The sequence below is a fragment of the Amycolatopsis pithecellobii genome (assembly GCF_009707865.1).
Lineage (GTDB): Bacteria > Actinomycetota > Actinomycetes > Mycobacteriales > Pseudonocardiaceae > Amycolatopsis_E > Amycolatopsis_E pithecellobii.
Genome location: NZ_WMBA01000008.1, coordinates 1 through 18,837, shown reverse-complemented (window position 1 = coordinate 18,837; position 18,837 = coordinate 1). Strand labels below are relative to the sequence as shown.

17 protein-coding genes and 1 pseudogene are annotated in these 18,837 nt (G+C 66.4%); 15 read left to right on the top strand and 3 right to left on the bottom strand.

Features of this window, described 5'->3' with window-relative positions:
- Positions 1–53: 53 nt before the first annotated feature.
- Positions 54–1,067 carry an IS110 family RNA-guided transposase gene (locus GKO32_RS07535; protein ID WP_312867626.1) on the top strand — a complete coding sequence of 338 codons (1,014 nt, stop codon included), beginning with the start codon at positions 54–56 and terminating at the stop codon, positions 1,065–1,067.
- Between the two features lie 14 nt (positions 1,068–1,081).
- Here GKO32_RS07535 and GKO32_RS07530 read toward each other — a convergent pair.
- A pseudogene (locus GKO32_RS07530) lies at positions 1,082–1,519 on the bottom strand (IS256 family transposase); the annotation flags it as partial.
- Between the two features lie 12 nt (positions 1,520–1,531).
- Between GKO32_RS07530 and GKO32_RS07525 the strand changes: the two are divergent.
- The 8 genes from GKO32_RS07525 (at position 1,532) to GKO32_RS40095 (ending at position 9,746) form a co-directional block, all read left to right on the top strand.
- Positions 1,532–1,999, top strand: a complete 468-nt coding sequence (locus GKO32_RS07525; protein WP_154756080.1) for an aldolase/citrate lyase family protein — start codon at positions 1,532–1,534, stop codon at positions 1,997–1,999.
- A complete protein-coding gene (locus GKO32_RS07520) occupies positions 1,996–2,625 on the top strand; it encodes an enoyl-CoA hydratase/isomerase family protein (protein ID WP_154756079.1) in 630 nt (209 codons plus the stop codon). The genes GKO32_RS07525 and GKO32_RS07520 overlap by 4 nt, the downstream gene beginning before the upstream one ends.
- Positions 2,626–2,796: 171 nt before the next feature.
- Entirely contained in the window at positions 2,797–4,026 is a 1,230-nt protein-coding gene (locus tag GKO32_RS07515; protein WP_154756078.1) for a serine hydrolase domain-containing protein, read from the top strand.
- A 94-nt stretch (positions 4,027–4,120) separates the two neighbouring features.
- On the top strand, positions 4,121–4,978 hold the full coding sequence (locus GKO32_RS07510; RefSeq protein WP_154756077.1) for an enoyl-CoA hydratase/isomerase family protein: 858 nt from the start codon (positions 4,121–4,123) through the stop codon (positions 4,976–4,978).
- A gap of 1 nt (position 4,979) precedes the next feature.
- Positions 4,980–5,420, top strand: a complete 441-nt coding sequence (locus GKO32_RS07505; protein ID WP_166459427.1) for a VOC family protein — start codon at positions 4,980–4,982, stop codon at positions 5,418–5,420.
- Complete coding sequence (locus GKO32_RS38820) at positions 5,413–6,438, top strand: fumarylacetoacetate hydrolase family protein (RefSeq protein ID WP_208024306.1); 1,026 nt, start codon at positions 5,413–5,415, stop codon at positions 6,436–6,438. The genes GKO32_RS07505 and GKO32_RS38820 overlap by 8 nt, the downstream gene beginning before the upstream one ends.
- 9 nt (positions 6,439–6,447) lie before the next feature.
- The gene (locus tag GKO32_RS07495) at positions 6,448–6,732 is read left to right on the top strand and encodes a YciI family protein (RefSeq protein WP_154756075.1); all 285 of its coding nucleotides are present in this window, start codon (positions 6,448–6,450) and stop codon (positions 6,730–6,732) included.
- Between the two features lie 92 nt (positions 6,733–6,824).
- Positions 6,825–9,746 (top strand): AfsR/SARP family transcriptional regulator, encoded by a 2,922-nt coding sequence (locus GKO32_RS40095; RefSeq protein WP_154756074.1) that lies wholly within the window; start codon positions 6,825–6,827, stop codon positions 9,744–9,746.
- A 537-nt stretch (positions 9,747–10,283) separates the two neighbouring features.
- Here the strand turns inward: GKO32_RS40095 and GKO32_RS07480 are convergent.
- Positions 10,284–11,132 (bottom strand): bacterial transcriptional activator domain-containing protein, encoded by an 849-nt coding sequence (locus GKO32_RS07480; protein WP_154756073.1) that lies wholly within the window; start codon positions 11,130–11,132, stop codon positions 10,284–10,286.
- A 234-nt stretch (positions 11,133–11,366) separates the two neighbouring features.
- Between GKO32_RS07480 and GKO32_RS07475 the strand changes: the two genes are divergently transcribed.
- From GKO32_RS07475 to GKO32_RS07455, 5 genes are all read left to right on the top strand, one after another.
- Complete coding sequence (locus GKO32_RS07475) at positions 11,367–12,746, top strand: amidohydrolase family protein (RefSeq protein WP_166459426.1); 1,380 nt, start codon at positions 11,367–11,369, stop codon at positions 12,744–12,746.
- Positions 12,747–12,768: 22 nt separating this feature from the next.
- The gene (locus GKO32_RS07470; protein ID WP_154756071.1) at positions 12,769–13,269 is read left to right on the top strand and encodes a nuclear transport factor 2 family protein; all 501 of its coding nucleotides are present in this window, start codon (positions 12,769–12,771) and stop codon (positions 13,267–13,269) included.
- A 23-nt stretch (positions 13,270–13,292) separates the two neighbouring features.
- Positions 13,293–13,919, top strand: a complete 627-nt coding sequence (locus tag GKO32_RS38810; RefSeq protein WP_312867669.1) for an FAD-dependent monooxygenase — start codon at positions 13,293–13,295, stop codon at positions 13,917–13,919.
- 91 nt (positions 13,920–14,010) lie between these two features.
- Positions 14,011–14,187, top strand: a complete 177-nt coding sequence (locus GKO32_RS38805) for an FAD-dependent monooxygenase (RefSeq protein WP_312867625.1) — start codon at positions 14,011–14,013, stop codon at positions 14,185–14,187.
- Positions 14,188–14,503: 316 nt separating this feature from the next.
- Entirely contained in the window at positions 14,504–15,334 is an 831-nt protein-coding gene (locus GKO32_RS07455) for a LuxR C-terminal-related transcriptional regulator (protein ID WP_154756069.1), read from the top strand.
- A 42-nt stretch (positions 15,335–15,376) separates the two neighbouring features.
- On the opposite strand, the gene GKO32_RS07450 is transcribed toward GKO32_RS07455, so the two are convergent.
- Positions 15,377–16,933, bottom strand: a complete 1,557-nt coding sequence (locus GKO32_RS07450; RefSeq protein ID WP_312867624.1) for a class I adenylate-forming enzyme family protein — start codon at positions 16,931–16,933, stop codon at positions 15,377–15,379.
- A gap of 1,251 nt (positions 16,934–18,184) precedes the next feature.
- Here GKO32_RS07450 and GKO32_RS07445 point away from each other — a divergent pair.
- Positions 18,185–18,598 (top strand): acyl carrier protein, encoded by a 414-nt coding sequence (locus GKO32_RS07445; protein WP_154756068.1) that lies wholly within the window; start codon positions 18,185–18,187, stop codon positions 18,596–18,598.
- Positions 18,599–18,837: the final 239 nt, after the last annotated feature.

The window sequence follows — 18,837 nt, the reverse complement described above, 5'->3', positions numbered from 1 at the left end:
GAAGGACGGACATAGTCACGATGCCAGTATCCGATCGCGTTGTCACGGGTGGCGTGGACACGCACGCGGAAGTTCACGTCGCCGCAGCGGTTGATCATCTCGGTGGATCGCTCGGCGCGGCCAGCTTTCCTACCACAGCGGCTGGCTATCGCGATCTGCTGTCCTGGCTGCGCCGCTACGGCACGATCGATCGGATCGGGGTGGAAGGCACCGGCAGCTACGGAGCGGCGCTGGCACGGTATCTGCGTTGGGAACAGATCACGGTGGTGGAGGTGTCATGCCCGAACCGGCAGGCGCGTCGCCGGCACGGCAAGAGTGATGTCGTGGACGCGATCGCTGCGGCCAGGGCGGTGCTGGCGGGTGATGCTGCGGCGCCTCCGAAGTCCCGAGACGGAGCGGTGGAAGCGTTGCGAGCGGTCAAGCTGGTACAACGCAGCGCAACGAAGGCACGCACTGTCGCCCTTAACCAGCTACACAGTCTGCTGGTCACCGCCGAGGACGGGTTACGGGCCAAGCTGCGCGGGGCATCACGCGTCGAGACAATCGCGATTTGCGCGGCGTTTCGTGTGCGTTCCGACGACGACAGCGTCGCCGCGATGACCCGGCTCGCGTTGCGCGAACTCGCCCTGCGAGTGCGGCACCTCGACGAACAACTCGACCGGTGCGCCCAGCGAATCGCAAGGATCACCGCTCAACTGGCACCGAAGTTGTTGGATCTCAAGGGAATCGGCCCCGATGTGGCCTCGACGTTACTGATCACTGCCGGGGACAACCCTGACCGGATGCACCACGAGAAGAGCTTCGCCAGCCTCTGCGGCACCTCACCGCTGCAAGCCAGCAGCGGCAAGACCACCCGTCATTGCCTCAACCGCGGCGGCGACCGGCAGGCCAACGCCGCGCTCTGGCGGGTCGCAATCGTCCGCATGGGCACCGACCAGCGCACCCGCGACTACGTCGCTCGCCGTATCGCCGAGGGCAAGAACAAACCCGAGATCATCCGCTGCCTCAAGCGCTACATCGCCCGCGAAGTCTTCAACACGCTCACCGGCACCGCATGCCGCACTTGACAGTAGGAGCATCATTTCATCGCTGCTTGCTCTGTGGGGAAATGCCCACGCGCCCGTACCGCGCGCCGGCATCGGGCGTTCAACGACTCAATGGCATTGGTCGAGCAAATCATCCTCCTGATCTCGACATCGTAATCGAGAAACGGAACAAACTCTGTCCAGGCGTTGCGCCACAGGCGCACCAGGGCCGGGTATTTGGCTCCCCACTTCTCATCCAGTTCCGCTAATGCGACGGCTGCGGCGTCCGGATTGGGCGCCTCATACATCGCTTTCAAATCACGTTTGAGCGCGTCAACATGTTTCCGGGACGTGAGGCGGAAGGAGTTGCGGATCAAATGGATCACGCACGTCTGCACAATGGTTTGCGGCCACACTTGCTCGATCACCTCCGGTAGCCCTTTCAACCCGTCGCAGACCAAGAAGAACACGTCCTTCACACCCCGGTTTTTCAGGCGGCGGGTGCGATGCGGTACCCGCCGGCCGGATTCCGGTCCAACGGACAGGTCCGCCGCAGTTACCCCTCTCATCGCGACTCTGACGAGGATGTCGTCTGCGTCGTCATGATCGAGACCGTCGTGGGGTGGAAGAACGCGGACGCCATCGCCGCCGTCCCCGGCGTCGATGTGCTGATCCTCGGTCCGGTGGACCTGGCGTTGAGCATGGGCTGGCCGGTCGACACGGCCGGCGACCAGCCGCACACCCTCGAAGCCGTGCACCGGCTCGTCGAGGTGGCCGAGCGCCACGGCAAGGTCGCAGACACCTTCGGGTTCAACGAGGCCCACGTCCAGGCCGTCCTGGAGCGGGGAATGCGCTGGGTGACCTACAACGACTTCCTCTACGTCGCGGACCGGCAGCAGTACCAGAGCGGCAATGTCGCGTCGTGGAAGAACCGGTTCACGGCGGTCCCAGGAGCCGAAGGAGAGTACCCATGACCCACACCGGTTACGAGTTGTTCGAGGCGCTGGACGTCGAGATCGTCGACGCCGTCGCCACGGTGAAGCTCCTGAGCAACGAGCGGATCGCCAGACTGCGTGACGGCGGAGCCCACCCCGAGATCCACTTCGACCTCGGACGTGCGCTCAACCGGTTGCGAGAGGAGCACGCGGTCCGGGTCGTGGTGATCACCGGCTCGGACGACGGCGTGCCGTGGCACATGGCCGCGCCACCGCACAATCGGCGTCCGATCGTCGAGCCGGATCCGGTAACGTTGCCCGACTGGCTCTGGAGCGCGTTCATGGGCGTCCGGATGACCCATCAGGCGCTAGCAGAGCTGGAGAAGCCGGTCATCGCGAAGGTCAACGGCGACGCCATCGGGTTCAGCCGGAGCATCATGTTCGGGTGCGACCTGATCGTTGCTCGCGAGGACGCAGTGGTCGCCGACGTCCACATGGATCTGCAGGAGGTCTTCGGCTTCGACACCGTCCCCGGCGACGGCGGCGCCGCGCTGGTGCCGCTGCACATGTTTCCGGCGAAGGCGATGGAGTATCTGCTGCTCGCCAAGCCCTATACCGCGGTGGAGCTGGAGCGGATGGGTGCGATCAATTACGTGAGTGGGTGAACTACCTCCACCATCAGGGCAGCGGTGGCCAGAAGAACACCGGCCTGCAGTAAGAGCGGCGAGCCGCGGCGGCCGATTTCGCACGAATTTACGATCGGCTTCCTAAGGTTTAGGGCGACTGACAAACGCTGCGCCTGCGCAGATGCGCACCGACGAAGAACGAAGGCGGTCATGACTGACGTCCTCAACCACAGCGACGACGCTGCGGTAGCCCGCTCCATCCAACAAGAGGTCTGCCCGCCCGAGGACATCGGCCTCGACAGCGTCGCCCTTTCCCGGCTCGGCACCGCGGTGCAGCACGACATCGAGAACGACGTCAACCACGGTGCGACGGTGCTGGTAGCTCGAGGGGGCCGGGTCGGTTATCTGGAGGTCTTCGGGCACTCCGACCGGGCTGCCGGCCGGGCGACCGCCGTCGACGACATCTACCTGCTGATGTCGACAGGCAAGTCCTACACCGCCGGCCTGGTCCTCCAGCTCATCGACCGCGGGGAACTGACCTTCGACACCAAGGTGGCCGAGATCATCCCCGAGTTCGGGGTCCGCGGCAAGCAGCGGGTCACCATCGCCCACCTGCTGACCCACACCGGTGGCACGTGGGCCGGTTTCACGCCGCCGCCCCCCGGCCAGTGGGGGCGGAGCTGGGGTGACATGGACGAGATGACCCGGTTGGTGAGCGCCCAGCAGATCGCGTACAGCCCCGGCCAGCGTGTCGTTTACAACCCGTTCGCCAGCTTCGGCCTCCTCGGTGAGGTCGTCCGGCGCCTCGACGCGAGTGGACGCCCGTTCCGCCAGATCGCGCATGAGCGGCTCTTCGAGCCTCTCGGCATGGTCGACAGCTCCTTCGGCCTGCGGCTGGACCACCCGCGCCGGGTTCCCGTGCGGATGGCCGAGAGCACTCCGGGTGCCGCTGAGGTCGCGGTGATGGAGTCGCTCAACGAGCTGGTCGACGAGTCCTTCGAGCTACCGGCCGGCATGGTCTTCGGCAGCATCCGCGACGTCTTCGTCTGGACCGAGATGCTGCGAGGGCGCGGTCGTCGCGGGGACGCCCGCATCCTGTCGCCCGCGATGGTCGACTACGCCTTCCGCAACCACACCGGCGACCGGGTCAACGAGTTCTGGGACTTCAACCTGGAGGCTCGCGACCTCGCCAGGTTCCCGGCCAACTTCAGCTATGGCGGCGGTTACGTTCGTGGCGAGGGCGATCACCTCAGCGCGTTCGGCTTCACCGCCTCGCCCTCGACGTTCGGCGCGGTGGGCAGCGGGTCGACCATGTGGATGGTCGACCCGCTACACGACCTCACCTTCGTCTTCCTCTCCTCGGGCCTGCTCGAGGGGCTCAACCACTTCCTGCGGTTGCGGCGGCTGGCCGACCTGGCGCTCGCGGCCGTCGAGGACTGAAAGACCGACCTGATCAACCACACCGCCGGCGCCGTACACACGGCGGCGCTGCCGTGCGCCCTCCATTCCGGCGCAGCACTGAAAGGAAGCCCCGATGCCCCAGCCGTGGTCACGCAAGCAGATGTACCGGACGTATCTCGAGGAGTATTCCGAGCGGTGGTCGGAGTACTTCACCTTCAAGCGTGAGGATGGCATCCTCGAGATGAGGATGCATACCGAGCACGATTCGGCCAAGTGGAGCCTGGAGCTGCACCGGGCGTTCATTCCGGCGCTCGCCGATGTGGGCCACGACCCCGAGAACGAGATCCTCATCTTCTCGGGCACCGGCGAGAAGTTCCTGGACTCGATGGACCCCGAGGGCTGGGAACGTTACGGCTTCCGCGAGCCGATGACCTTCGACAAGGGCTACGACTTCTGGTACTTCGACCAGGTCCATGAGCCGTTCAGCCTCCTCAACCTGGAGATCCCGGTGATCGGCGCCATCAACGGCCCGTTCTTCATCCACCAGGAGCTGGCACTGCTCAACGACATCGTCATTGCCTCGGAGAGCACGACCATGGCAGACGGCCACTACACGGGCATGGGAATCGTGCCCGGCGACGGTGTGCAGACCGTCTTCCGCGAGCTGATGGGCACCAACCGGGCCAAGTACTTCCTGCTGACCGGCCAAACCATGCAAGCCAAGGAGCTCCTCGACATGGGGCTGATCGGCGAGGTCGTTCCCGACGACCAGTTGCTGGACCGGGCATGGGAGATCGCCCGCACGGTGTTCAAGCCGCGGGCCCGTTCGACGCGCGCGATGACCCGCGCCCTGCTGGTCCAGCCGTGGCGTGAGCTACTGACCCGCGAGCTGCCCACCGGCATGGCCCACGAGTGCTGGGGCGTGCATGGTTACTGGGGCATGGCGGAGGAGGGCTACGACATCGCCAACCTCAAGAAGGCCGAGGACTGACGTGACCCGGCTGCACCACACCAACATCCGCATACTCAACGCGAAGCGATCGCTCGCCTTCTACCGTGCGATTGGGCTGCAGCACGTCGGCACCGCAGCCCTGGGCCCTGGCTACACCCTGCTCTACCTGGCCGGTGCGCCCGGCGACGAGCCGACGATCGAGCTCGTCGTCAACGACACCGATGATCCGGAGTACGACCGAAGCCCGGGCGCGGGCCACGTCGGGCTGGAGGTGGAAGACCTCGACCAGGTGCTGACCGCGCTGGCGGCCCTCGGCGTGGAGCCCGAGGGGCCGCCCAGCCACCCGGCCGGACGGGCCGACCTGAACCCGGTCGCTTTCGTGCGCGACCCGGACGGCGTGCGCGTCGAGCTGCTGCAGGCGACGTGGCGGGTCCCCCGGGACGAGGTCCCCGGCGTGCTGGTCGAAGCGGTGAGTGGCTGACGTGCAGTACGCACGAAGGATCGTCCACGGGCCGGAGGGCCGGGAGAAGCGGATCCTGGTCCGCCGTGACCGGTCGGCGCAGTGGCTCGACCTGCGGACCGCGCTGCGACTGGGCAGCGTGGCCCGGGGAGCCGCCGCCGAGCGCGCCACGGTCCTGGCGGCCGCATTGGCGCCCTGCAGCACCTCGCTGGCGCTGCAGGGCGGAGCGGACTTCCACGACGCCGTCGCGGCGGTCCTGGCCGACGCACCCGAGGCCGCCGTGGTCACCGACCCCGAGCTGACCAACGCCCTCGACCCGACCAGCTATCGCGACTTCATGGTCTTCGAACGGCACTTCTCCTTCGGCTACGAATGGCAGAACAAGCCGGTACCGGACGTGATGTACGAGCTGCCGGTCTCCTATGCAGGGGACCCGCTGTCGTTCATCGGGCCGGGAGAGACGATCCCGTGGCCCTCCTACTCCGAGCGACTGGACTACGAGCTCGAGCTCGGCATCGTCATCGGCAAGGCCGGCACAAACCTGCGACCCGAGCAGGCTCTCGACCACGTCCTGGCACTGACGATCTTCAACGATGTCAGCGCGCGCGACATCCAGGGCCGTGAGATGGCCGGTGGGCTCGGTCCGTCCAAGGGCAAGCACTTCGCCTGCGTGACCGGCCCGCTCGTCACCAGTCTCGACGAGCTGCCTGGCAGCGGCCTCGCCATGACCGCCCGGGTGAACGGCGAGGTGTGGTGCGCCACGACCAGCGCCGAGATGGTCTGGTCGGTCGCCGAGATCGTCGCGTGGGCCTCCCAGGGCGAGGTACTGCGTCCCGGCGCACTACTCGGGTCGGGCACCTGCAACGGCGGATCGACGATAGAGATCGGCCGCCGTCTCGAGCCAGGAGACGAGATCGAGCTGGAGATCGAGCACCTCGGTGTCATGCGCAACACCCTGGGGACGCCGGCCGGCAGGACGTGGTGGCCGTCCGCGCGAGAGCGGCGCGACGGCTCGGCTGAGACCCATTTTCTCACTTAGGACGGCTCCGTGTACCTCGCAGTGACCGCGTACCGCAACGGGCAGCTGCCGCCGCAGCCGGCGGTGGAGGAACACTGGTGCTACCTCGACGCGCGGTACGCCGAGCGGCGCTTACTGTGCTCGGGACCGCAGCGGGCGGGAACCGGCGGCGTCCTCGTCGTCCGCGCCGAGGACGAGGAGTCGGCCCGGGCCCTCCTCGACGGTGATCCACTCGTGCGAGACGGGCACGTCAGCTACACATTGACCGCCTTCCGGGCGACTCGGGCCGCCGATCGTGCCTGGGTCGACCCCTGAGTGCGGTGATGAGCGCGCTACGTCCCACTGGGAAGGCCGCGCCACACTCGCGGGCCAAGCTGGCGGTGCCTTGCATCGGCGAGGGTGTCCCCGTGCGGCCCCGGCTCACCGCCAAGGTTCGCGCCGCGCTGGCCGCGACGGGCAGCGTCCTGGTGGTCAACGCCAGTGCCGGAGCCGGCAAGACTACCGCGATCCGCCACGCCCTTGCGCACCATGAACACCCGGTGGCATGGCTGACGCTGGACCGATTCGACGTCTCGCCAGGCAGACTGTCGACCTTCCTGGAGAGCGCGCTGCAGAACGCGGGAGTGCTGACTGCTCCGGTTGTGGCTCCGGCGCTGAAGCGCGGGAGCTCCCACGCCGACGCGGCTCGACTGCTGGCGCGACGCGTGGACCGCGAGGTCGTTCTCGTGCTCGACGAGGTCGAACAGGTCGCGGACGCTCCTGCGGCGCTCGCGGTCATCGAGGCCTTCGTCGGCGGCGCAGGCGGCGGTCGGCGACTCGTCCTGCTCTCGCGCCGGGCCCTGGAGCTCGGAGTCGTGGCCCACGGGCGCCTGGCCTACCTGACCGACACCGACCTCGCCTTCACTCCGGAGGAGGCCAGGGCCGCGCTCGCGTCGTTCGGGCGGCAGGACGTGGACGTCGAGAAGGCGGTCAGCGCCGCGGGCGGCTGGGTGACCGGCGTCGTCTACGGGCCCAGCTGTTCAGAACGGGGAGTCACCGACGAACGCGACGACGCCGAATCGCCCGAAGGACCGCTGTTCCGGAAGCTCGTTGACGGTCTCAGCGAGCCGGCCCGCGAGCTCTTGGTCGAGACGTCCTTGCTGGATGTAGTCACCGAGGACGCGGCGCGCCGACTCGGTCTCGACAGCACCGCCGATGTGCTCCTCGAACTACGCAGCGCCCACCTTCCGATCGACTTCGTCGCGAGTGACACGTTCAGCTGCCACCCTCGCTTCCGTGATCACCTCCTGGCACGGCTTGGCGACACCCGGGTGTCGCGGCAGCGGGCGATCCACTCGGCCCACGCGGAGCTGCTGCGGCGGGGTGGTGATCTCGAAGAGGCGGTGCACGCCTCGTTGCTCGCCGGGGACCTCGATCAAGCCGAAGAGACTGCGTCTGCGGTCGTGCCGGCCGTTGTCCAGCGCCTCGACTACGACGTGCTCGAATCGTGGCTCGCCGCCTTCCGCCCGGACAGCATCAAGGTCTCCGAGCAGCTGACCGCTGCCGAGCTCGTCCTCGCCCTGGACCGGGAACGGTTCGCGCAGGGCGCTGCCTGCGCCGACCGGCTGGAGGCCCTGGCTGCCCGTAACGGCTCGGCGCTCGGCCCCGAGCTGGTCGGGCCGATGGCGTGGTGCTACTTCCTCGTCGGCCGCCTCGCCGACGCCGTACAGATCCTTGACACCCACCCCCGTTCGCCGGCCACCGACGTGGTGCGCTTCGCCATCGGGGCAGAGCTGGTCGACGACCCCACGCACTACCGTGACCGTCCCCCGGAGTCGGGCACGGCGATGGACGGCCTCCTTGCCCAGATCGACCTGGGACACGGCCGTTTCGAGTCGTTGCTCGTCCCGCGGACCGTGGAGAGCCGCGCTGTCATGCTCAGCCGGGCCGGTGCGCTGGTCCAGCTCGGGGATCACGTCCGCGCCCGGGAGACGTTCGAGGGCACACCGGGCAAGGGCTGGCTGCGGATCCGGCTGTGGGCCGAGTTCATGGCCGAGTGCGGCCGCCCCGAGGATGCGTGGGCAGCCCTCATCGACCATCGCGAGCGATTGGCGACCTCGGGGTCGGGCTTCTACCGGATGGTGGCGTGGCTCGCGGAGGCCATGATCGCTCTGCGCTTCGGTCGCGACACCGCGTTGGCGACAGCGGCGCTGCGAGCTGCCGAGCGGGAGCCGACGGCCATGCGACGGATCAAGGTACTCGAGCAACTGGCCTTGTGGCACGGGCTGATCGGGCTGCTGGACGACAACACCACCACGGCACTGCACCACCTGCGCGAGGCGACGGGCCTCATGACCTACTGGGATCGCCGGCCGTTGCTGCCGCGGGCCGCCGTCTACCTGGCCGAGGCCGAGTGGCGAGCGGGCGACGAGTCAGCGGCCGAGCGGGCTGCCAACCTGGCCCTGGGTGCGGCGACCACCAGCGGCACGCGTTATGGCCTGGTCCAGGCGCTGCGCGAGTTCCCCGACGTGCTGTCTCGCCAGATCGACGCCGCCCGTGACCCAGACTCCCCGTGGCACGAGATGGGCCGGTCGATGCTCCGCAGCGGAGTTTCGCAACTGCACTCGCCGCACCCGACGCTCGTCCAGGTCGTGGAATTCGGGACCTGCGGCGTACGGGTCAACGGATGCAACCATGAACTGACTTTGGTCAGGAGCGTCGAACTGCTGTCGTACCTGGCAGCACGGGGTGGCACGGCCGACAAGGACGAGATCATCTCCGACTTGTTCGACAGCAAGTCCTCGAAGTCCGCCCAGGCCTACCTGCGTGCCGCCCTGGCACGGGTCCGGGCCGTGCCCGGGCTCGCTTCCGCGCTCATCACCGACGCGGCATCGGTGACGTGGCGCGGTGGCCGACTGACCACCGACTTCGATCGCGTCGAGGAGGCCCTCGTCCGCCTGGGCCGGCGCGCCGACCGTGTCCGCTACGACGAGGCGGTTGAGTTGCGCGACGGGTTGCCCCGCGGCGAATACCTGCCCGGCGCTCGGTCCCCATGGGCGGTGCGTCGCCGCGAGGCGTGGGACCAGCTCGTCGTGGCGGTCCACCATGCCGCCGCCGAGGCGGCCTACGACTGCTCGGATTACCTGGCCTGCCACCAGATGGCGACCGATGTCCTGCGCCGCGACCCGTTCCGCGAAAGCGCGTGGCGGCTCAAGATGCGCGCCGCGGCGGCACTGGGCGATGGGGACCAGGTCATCGCGCTCTACCGGGAATGCGAGCGGTCGCTGGCCGAGGTCCCGACCCGCCCCGCCGAGTCCACCCGCCGCCTGCTCGAGCAGCTGCGCTTCTAGCACCACCCGTATGTGTTGCGCTCGGATTTCGGCGGCCATCCATACCCTCCTGAGCACACCAGCACGGGACGAGAGACGCGAGCTCCCGTACCTGGGCGGCGAGCCGGCCAGGTACGGGGGATCGGTGTCGTGCCCCCGTCCCGGCGGCACCGGTCGGCGCCGTCGTCACCGCGGGCAACTGAGACGGGGACCATGCGCCCCGGTGCGGCGTTCTTCGACTCCGCAACCAGCTTCGGGGATCATCCGGGGGAGTCAGATCGGACGCCGCGATCCTCGGCGCATGGACCTGGTGCACGGCATCAAGAAGGTCGTCGCGCTGATAGAGCACACCGCCCGGGACGGCTCGTGCAAGATCGTCTGGGAGTGCTCGTTACGCTAAACCGGCCGCGGTGTCGTGCAGCGGATCATCACCGACCGGTGCGTGCTCGACGTGACGCCCGAGGGGCTCGAGCTCATCGAACTGGTGCCCGGCGTGACCGCGGACGAGGTGCGGGAGAAGACCGAACCCGCGATCCGCTCAGGATCTTCGGACACGAGTCAGCGACGTAACCGATCCAGCAATTCCCGGGTCGCTGCCGACGGTTGGGTCGGCACCTCGCGCAAAGCGGTCTCGCAGGCACGGTAGGCCGCGATGATCCGGTCGGTATCACCCACGGCCGAGGAGATGTGCATCGCCAGCCGCCAGGCACGTTCGCGGTAAGGGGCCTCGGCCAACACCTGCTGGGTCAGCTGGTAGGCCAAGTCGTACTGGGCGGTGTCGTAGGCCGCCTCGGCCGCGATATGTCGGATGTCGAGGATCAGCTCGTTCCACCGCTGTCGATATGCGGTCACCCAGGGTGAGCGGGCGGTGGGCAGAACCGCGCGTCCCGAGACCCGGTTCATGGCGTCGGACAGGATCACCTCGTGGTCGTTCACGAGCCGGCGTGCACCGTTGACCGCCATCCGCAGGTAGGCGTTGGCCGACTTGTCGTTCTTGCTGTCGAACAGCGCCGCCATCAGACTGGGACGGTTGACGACCGGACCTTCGACCGCGAGATAGCTCAGCAGCTCCACGGTCTTGAGGAGCTTGGACTCAGGAGCCGACTCGACCATCGGCTCGAGGCTCGAAACCACATTGCTGAGGGTCTGCTCGAGGCAGAGGAGGAGCCGTCCCGGTGTGGCGTCGCTGTCGTCGAGACGAAGCCACGCCACCGGGTCGTGGTGTTCGGCCAGGGCATGGACCACGCTGGTCGTCTTGCCCGAGCCGGCAGTGGCCGTCACCCACAGGATCTCGGCGGCGGCCAAGTGCGCGTGTATCGCCTCAGAGATCCATGCTCGCGGCACGGCAGTCGAACGCACCGGCGGCACCCGTGTTTTCGCCTTGAGCAGCATGGAACGGTTCGGCATCGTCGCCTCAACTTCCGGGTGGCGAAGCTAGGTGTGGTGGCCCGCGTCAGCACACCACTCGTGTGCAAATTCGGGCCAAATCGGGGCGCTGTCGCGAGCCGGAACCGGGACGGTTTCGCCGCAATTTCGCAGGTGAGCCCTAAGGTTGATCCGCGCTGTGGCGACCGCCACATGCGAAGGCGGAAGTCCCCTGCCGGCGATCCGACCTGCGACGACGCAGACCCAGGAGCTCAGATGTCAGACGTACCAGAAGGCAACCTCCTCATCCGCGGGGCTCACGTACTGACCCAGGACCCACACGTCGCGGGCGGGATGGTCGATGTTCGGGTCGAGGCCGGCAAGATCGTCGCCGTCGGCCCCAACCTCCCCGATGCCAACGCGCGTGTCATCGACGCTCGCGGCACGGTCCTGATGCCCGGCTTCGTCGACACCCATCGGCACCTGTGGTCAAGCATCTTCCGTTTCATGGCCATCGACTGGGGTTACAACGACTACTACGAGATCGTCCAGATCCAGTACAGCCCGCGGCTGACTCCTTCGGACCTCTACACCGCCAATCTGCTGGGTGCCCTCAGTGCGATCGATGCGGGTGTCACCACGCTCCGGGACGAGTCTCATGTGCAGAACTCGCCGGATCACACCGCTGAACTCGTCCGCGCCTTGCGCGACTCGGGTATGCGAGCGGTCTTTGCGTACGGCTGGCCTTCGATCGACCTCCTGTCGTGGCAGTTCGAAAGCACGAAACCGCATCCGAGCGACATGCGACGCGCCCGCGAGGAGCTGCTGCGCGACGACTCGGCCCTCGTGACGATGAACGCCATGTTGCGCGGGCCCGAGCTGGGGGGCGGTCCTGATCTCGCAGTGCGCGACATCGAGTTCGCCCGCGAGCTGAACATCCGATCCAGCATGCACGTCGGACACCTCAAGGAGCCCGGCATCGAATGGCTCGACGACCGTGGAGCGCTCGGACCGGACCTGCTCTTCCTGCACTGCCCGGCAACCACGGACCATGAATTCGAGTTGGTGCGCGACTCGGGCGGCCACGTACAGGCAACGCCGTGGATCGAGTCGGTGATGGGGGGCGTCCGGCCGCCGTCCACCGCGCGCATGCTCAATGCGGGGCTCAAGCCGGGCCTCGGTATCGACACCGAGACCGGCGCTGCATCGGACATGTTCAACGTCATGCGCGCTGCTCTCGCAGCCGACTCGCTGATGCACAAGCTCGGCCAGACAGACTTCGAGAAGCTCCCCTGGCTGACGTCGAGTGACGTGCTCGAAGCGGCGACCATCAGCGGCGCTGCCGCGGCCGGCCTGTCGGATCGCACCGGTTCGGTGACCCCGGGCAAGGACGCCGATCTGATTCTCATCCGGATGGACGACATCAACCTGTTCCCCGTCACTGACCCGACGAAAGCCATTGTGGCGGGAGGTCACCCCGGCAACGTGGACACGGTGATGGTGGCCGGTCGCATCCTCAAGTGGGAGGGCAAGCTGCTCCATCCGGCGTGGCGGTCGGTCCAGCAAGACGCGCAGGTCATCCTGAGCCGGCTCGTCGAGCAGTCTCCGCCGGTACCGGCTGGATACGTTCCAGGCGTCGACAAGTGGGACCAGTAGAGCCCGCGGAAAGGAGTGCCACGTGAGCACAGGGAACCGTATGGTCTTGAGCGAGATGTGGCTCGAACGGCTCGAAGTCTCCGACGCCGTCCGTCGTTACTTCCTGGCCATGGACGAATTCGACTGGGCCACAGCCGGTGAGCACGTCGCCAAGACGATCGTGCTCGACGCGGGATCTCTCGCGGAACCGCCGCGAGCAGTGTCCCGGGAGGAATACATGAGCTCTCTGATCGCCCGTAACGGCGGGTATCTGACAACGCTTCACTTGAATGCGGATCATGTCGTGGACGTCGACGGCGACACCGCGCGGGTGCGGTCCCACTTCTTCGGCGCGCACGGCGTTGGCCCGGACGAGGTCGACAACTACTTCGCATACGGCGTCTACGACATCGACCTCATACGAGAGGAGGGGCGCTGGAAGATCAGCCGCATCCGCGTAAAGCCAACCCGGATCCACGGCGGTCTTCCGGGTGACATTTCTGCTCGAGCAGCGGCACGGTACAAAGAAAATTCCGCGATTTGACCAGACACCTCGCGCCGTAATCGATTCGTTTCTCTCATTTTCTTGAAGGAGCATCATGTCCCGGCACGTTCAGACTGTGCGCCGCAATCGCGCTGCTGCGTGCCGGAACCGGCGTCGAAGTCGCGGAACTCGCACTCGATGACCGCATCTTCGGTTCCGAACTACTGCTCAGCTCGCCCAACCTGCGCGCGCTCGACAGCTTGGGGGTCGCCGATGCCGTGGTGGCCGCGGGTGTTCCGATCAGCTCCGTCGAGTTCCACACTGCCGACGGTGCCGAGGTAGCCAGCGTCCCGATGCCGGCGGTGGCCCGCGAAGACCTTCCGCCGGCAGTCGGCGTCACCAGGCGCGCCTTCTACAGCGCGCTTTACGACGCTGCGGTCGCGGCCGGCGCGAAGATCTCTCACGAGAAGACGGTCGAGGCGATCGCCGACGTCGAGACTGGAGTCGAGGCCAGACTCAGCGATGGGCGGATCACTCGTTACGACCTGGTCGTCGGCGCCGACGGCTGGGCATCGGCAGTGCGCCGGCTGCGCTTCCCGAACGCCGAGTTGCCGCAGTACGCCGGTCAATGCGTGTGGCGTGGGCGTGTGCCGCGCCGCGGCAAGGGATCGCTCCGCGGTTATGCGGGTGCCGGAAGGACGCCGCGGTGATCACCGTGGACGAGGACCACTCGTATGTCATGTGCCTGGTGGCTCAGCCCAAGCCGAACCGCATCGATCCGGCCACATTCATGGCGACAGCGTGGCCGCGCTGCACTCCCACGTGATGTCCAAACCATGGCACGACGGACGCGTGATACTCATCGGCGACGCCGCGCACACCACCACACCGCAGATCGGATACGGCGCGGGACTCGCCGTGGAGGACGCCGTCGTCCTTTCGCGTGTTCGGGCACCGCGAGTGGAGCCATCCGTCTGATCGCGACAACAAAATCACCCGGGTCCGCGCCCACGATGGATGGTGGTCGTCCCCGAGGTGACGGCGCTGGGCGTAGATGTCGCGACCCCGCGTATAGACGGCAAAATCCGTGTAGAAGGTTGCCCTGGCAGGGGCGAGTTCGTCCGCCGCGGTTCGCAGGTTGATCGCGATTCCGGCTTGTAACTCCGCAATCGTGACAAGTACTGTAATCACGACTTTAGTACTGGCATTGGTTCTCGATGAGGAGTGGAATGCCTGCCGCGCGCTTGCTGCCGATCGAAGAGCCTCGCGATCTCACCTCCGCGGGAGGCAGCTGATGGAAACGCGCGATCTGAATCGCCACCTCGACGCGGCGCTCACGAGGCTCCGCCAGAAAACGGGCGTTTCGGTCGCGTTCGGTGGCCCCGTCGAGGCGAATGGCACTTTGTTGCTGGAGCGCTTCGTCGGCCCGACCGCCGGCGTTCTGTCAGGCCTTAGCGTCTACCTGGGGGAAGGCCTCGGCGGCCGCGTCGTCGCCATGGGCAAGACGGCAGTGGTCAACGACTACTTCGCGACCCGCGCGATCACGCACCGCTACGACCAGCTGATCCGTGTCGAGAGGCTTCGTGCTCTGGTGGCGAGCCCGGTAGTCGTGCACAGGCGCCCCATCGCGGTCATCTACGGTGCCTACCGCAGTCACGAGATCGTGGGCGGACGTGTTCAGGACACGATCACCGAAGAGGCTCGCTCTCTCGAGCAGGAGACCGTCGTGGCCGCAACGCTCGCCCAGGCTCGCGAGGGCTGGACCGACGCGGACGGAGAAATTACCAGCATGCGCGAGCAGATCCGGGCAGCAGACGCCAAGCTGCGCCGACTGCTGGCCTCAGTGGACAACAACGAAGTCTGCGCTGCACTACAGCAGATCATCCGCACCCTGACCGACGCTCCGGGCACCGACAACCCCGCAAGGGGTTCCTTGCTGACCACCCGTGAGTCGGATGTGGTCAGCCTCGCCGGGCTCGGCTACTCCAACGCCCGCATCGCCGAGGCCCTCGGCCTCACCGTCCACACCGTGAAGAGCTACATGAAATCGGCCATGGCCAAGCTCGACGCCCAGTCTCGCCTCGAAGCGGTTGTGCTGGCCCGCCGGGCACATCTGATCCCCTAGACACGTTGTCCATGGAGCCGGGCGGGCCGCGAGGCGCACCGTTCAGCCTCCGGATACGGTTTTCTCGTGGCCGTTCCAGTACGGCTGGCGGAGTTTGAACTTCTGAAGTTTGCCGGTCGCAGTACGTACGAGATTTTCGCGGAACTCGACAGCGGTGGGGCACTTGAAGTGCGACATGCGCTCGCGGCAGAACGCGATAAGGTCGGCCTCGGTGAGCTCGGCACCGCGCCGGGGGACGACGAGAGCGAGAATCGTCTCGCCCCACTTGGGATCCGGGATACCGATCACGGCTGCTTCGGCGACATCCGGGTGCTGGTAGATGCAGTCCTCGACCTCGATCGAGGAGACGTTCTCCCCACCGGTGATGATGACATCCTTTTTACGGTCGGTAATGGTCAGGTAGTTCTCGCTGCCGACACTGCCGCCGTCACCCGTGTGGAACCAGCCGTCGACCAGGGCCTTGGCGGTCTCTTCCGGCTGGTTCCAGTAGCCGTCGAAAACGTGATTGCTACGCGCGAGCACCTCACCCTCGTCGTCGGTCTTGATCCGGACACCCAGCGCGGGCGTGCCGGCCTTGGAAAGCCGTGACGCCTTCTCGTGGGACTCGAGGCCGTCCCACTCGGCGATTGCCCGGTTCATGGTCAGCAGCGGCGAGGTCTCGGTCAGGCCGTAGATCTGGATGAACTCCCAACCGAGCTCGCCCTGCACACGTTCGATCGTCTTCGACGGCGGCGGAGCGCCCGCGCCGACCACGCGCACCGAGCCGAAGCCGGGCACCTGTTCGCCTCGGGAACGGCGGGCAGCAGCCGCATCAAGGATCGCCGCGAGTACCGCCGGCGCCGCGCACATCAGCGTGACGCCCTCACGGTCGACACGCTCGAGGATGTCTTCGCCGTCAATCTTGCGGATCACGATGTGCTTGCCACCCATGCCTGTCAACGCGTAGGGCATCCCCCAGCCGTTGCAGTGAAACATCGGCAGCGTGTGAAGCAGCACATCGCGATCCGTGACCCCGGCACTCCAACCGAAGACGGCGGCATTGAGCCACGACCCCCGGTGGGTGAGTCGAACGCCCTTCGGCCGGGCGGTGGTGCCGCTCGTGTAGTTGATGCTGACCATGGCGTTCTCGTCGACATCCCACTCGAGCGGCGGCTGGTCCGGGGCGGCGGGCGTGAACAGGTCCTGGTCGGCGATGCCGTCGAGGACGATGCGGTGTTTCGCAGCTACCGCCCCGACGTTGACATCGATCTCCGGGTCGACGAGGACAACGCTGGCACCGGAATGCTCGAGAATGTACCCGATCTCGTCCGCGGTGAGGCGGTAGTTGACGGGGACCAGAACTCGCCCGTAGCCGCTGACCCCGAAGAAGGACGTCAGGAATTTCGCGGCATTCGGGCTGATGATTGCGACCCGCTCTCCAGGACCGACATTCATGGCGTCGAAGGCCACTGCCATACCCCGGGCGCGAGCGTCGAGCTCGCGATAGGTGATCGAGCCCCATGCGCCGACGGCGTCCGGCTCGTCGACCACGGCGATGCGGTCGGGAAACACCGTCGCCGCGCGGTCGATGTAGTCGCGGATGGTGAGAGGTACGAACACGTGACTTCTTTCTGCCGGTAAATCGAAACATCTCGAACGCGATGTCGCGGCCCGTGCCGCGCTCGGGATGCCCTGGAGGCTGAGCGCAGGACGCCCCGCGACACGTGGAGCGAACCGAAATGGGGGACGTGCACCATATTCGCTCGGGTCTGTGCCCCGGCGGCACCCTCCGAAGTGGGGGTTCGGATAGGTCCAGCAGCCACGACGACCAGGTGATCTGGTCCCACACCAGGACGCTGGGGGTTACTGCGCCAGAACTGCGTGGAGCTGAGCGGGCCTACGCCATGACCACCAGGCGATTCCTGATCCGAGTTCCGGTTGGGTCATCTGGAGCGGCGTGTGCACGATGTCCCCGACGAACATCGCCGGGCCGGAGTCTGACTCGAGTCGCAACACGGCGAGCCGTGGTGGGGCTATTTGATGCCAGGACATCTGATCTTGGCTGGTGGCAGTCTGTCCGGAACTGGCTGAGCTGCTCTGAGCTCTCGGCGTCCGTATCGCAGTAACCTGTCCGATGCTCGCGGGCGTTGATCCAGCCAAACATCGACGGCCTGGAGTGCTGCCCGGCGCCGCCCCCTCGCGCGGCAGGTACTCCCCTGTAATCCCGGTTCGGCACACGTACGGGATCGCGTTCAGGATTTCCCGCAATCATGTCCTAGTCGTACCGTCAGGATGATCCATGTCAGCGAGCCTTTGTGATGTTGCCATGTGACGCCGTAAGCCAAGCCAGGATACAGGCGGTTCCATGCGCAGGCCGGGCTGAGCTGTTGCGGTGGGTCATAGTCTGCGCATCGGCTATGACGGATCGGCGAGTCCGAATTCCTCTCCGCGTTTGAGCGGACGTGTCCACCCGAGGCCTGCGTCAACTCGGGCAATGCGGTCCGCTCGCCGCTCATGACCGCTGCACTCGTGATCAACGGGGACCTGCCTCATCCCCATCAAGGGTTGAGGGAAGTCGCCGTTGATCGGCGCGCATTCGCTATGTGGGTGGCGGCGGCCGTGTTCCGCATTTCGGCCCATCGTTGAGGCGTCATTTGGTGGATTGTCCGTCGTTGTCGGTGATGCTGAACGACACCACAGGCAAATAGATTGCCTTTCTGGTCAAGACTGGTTCTCGAGTGTTGCCGGCAGTGCTATGTTCATTGCTAATAGTAGTCGCGTATACAAAGGAGGACTGGGTCGGCGTCGTATCGGAGAATGTGCTGATCAATCGCGTGCTCCAATGGGCTGAGCTGGCAATAGGGCGAACGGTTGATCGTTTGGCGGCTGCGGTGGGATAAATCGCGACGAATTCTTTTCGTCCGGGTATCATTTAATGTCGCTCAAGCGAATCTTGGCAAGGGGGATATCCGAGTGTTCCGCTCTCTTGAAACGCTGGCGTGTCGTTCGGATGAATCGGCTGATTTGGTTCCGATGACGACGTCCGACGGTGTCGGCCTCCACCAGTTGTTGGACGTCGTTCCGGTGAAAGCGGCGACGGATTCCACGCCCGCTGGTACGACTTTTCGCGGGTACCCTCCGCCCGACCTCGTCGGTGACGTCGAAAAAGCCTTCCGGATACAGACGTCGGACGATGAGTTGATGGAAATCACCAAGTTCGGGGATCTGGCTCGAATCATCGAACAGCCGAGGAACCCCCAGGCTTCAGACATCAGTCACCGCTGATGGCGGGCCTACACGGCCGTGAGCCGGAGCGCACAGGCGGCGTTGGGCTTCGTTCGCCGACGTTGATCGACATTCTGCGTTACCGTGCCCAGGATTCGGCCGGCCGGGTCGCTTACCGGCACCTGGTCGACGGCACGTCCGGACATCAGGTCTCCCTGACCTACGGCGATATGTGGCAACGTGTTCTGGCCGTCTCCGCCCAAGTGCGGACTGCGGGGCCTGTCTCTTATACACAACTG